1 pseudogene is annotated in these 1,157 nt (G+C 39.8%); it reads left to right on the forward strand.

Annotation, left to right across the window (positions count from 1 at the left end):
- Positions 1-886 (forward strand): annotated as a pseudogene (locus P9E47_RS22740) (IS3 family transposase); the annotation flags it as partial.
- Positions 887-1,157 lie beyond the last annotated feature (271 nt).

Consider the following 1,157-nt stretch of genomic DNA (forward strand, 5'->3'; position numbering starts at 1 on the left):
GCTGAAGTAGGAAAGTTAACCACGCAATTGTCGTGGCTTAAAAAAAAATCTGGCATTAAAGACTAGGCAAGAACGAATTGTAATGATTGATTGGGATGGTGATGAATTACCGTTAAAAACACAAGCGGAACTGTTAAGCTTAAACCGTTCTAGTCTTTATTATAAGCCAGTAGAACCTTCTCCAGAAGAGATCTATATTAAACATCGAATAGACGAAGTTTACACAAAATATCCATTTTTCGGCTCACGTCGGATTGCAGAATATTTGAGTCAAAGGGATCTACTTATTAATCGGAAGGCTGTCCAGCGTCATATGCGTGAAATGGGGATTGCCGGGATCGCTCCTGGACCTAATTTAAGTAAGAGAAATCATCAACACCGCATTTATCCCTATTTACTTAGGGGATTGGCTATTACGCACCCTAATCATGTATGGGGAATTGACATCACATATATTCGTCTTCAACGTGGCTGGATGTATCTTGTTGCCGTTATAGATTGGTATTCTCGTTATGTTATTAGTTGGGAATTAGATCAATCCCTTGAAATTGATTTTGTCTTGGAGGCCGTTAATAAAGCGCTCAAGCGTTATCAGCCGATCATTATGAACAGTGACCAAGGCAGCCACTTCACTAGCTCACAATATACTGATTTACTTAAAGAAAAAGATGTAAAGATCAGTATGGATGGGAAAGGACGAGCCCTTGATAATATTATTACAGAACGCCTGTGGCGAACAATTAAGTACGAGGAAGTATATCTAAAAGATTATGATAGTCCAAGAATAGCAAGAAACGAGATTAGCAATTTCCTGGAATTTTATAATCATGAACGACCGCATCAATCACTGGGTTATAAAACCCCAGTAGCCCTCTTTACAGTGTAATTGTTCATAAGCCATCCTCTATAAAGAGAATGCTTCTTAGGGGCTAACCCGTCAAGGGTAAAGGCAAGCCCTCACTATCGTTCGCCCTTGACAAGTTAGCCCCTAAGAAGCAAAAATTATCTTGAGGATGGCTTACGAACAAAAAATAATGGTGGGTCATCCCCCTTATCCAGTCGAACTTGTTCCTCTGGCTGTCGTATAGTAGATATCCTCGTTCTACGCCCCACCTTAAATATAAAAAATTTGTGTCTTGACAATGGGGTCCACTTTA

This window comes from Schinkia azotoformans (assembly GCF_035811335.1).
Taxonomy (GTDB): domain Bacteria; phylum Bacillota; class Bacilli; order Bacillales; family Bacillaceae_J; genus Schinkia; species Schinkia azotoformans.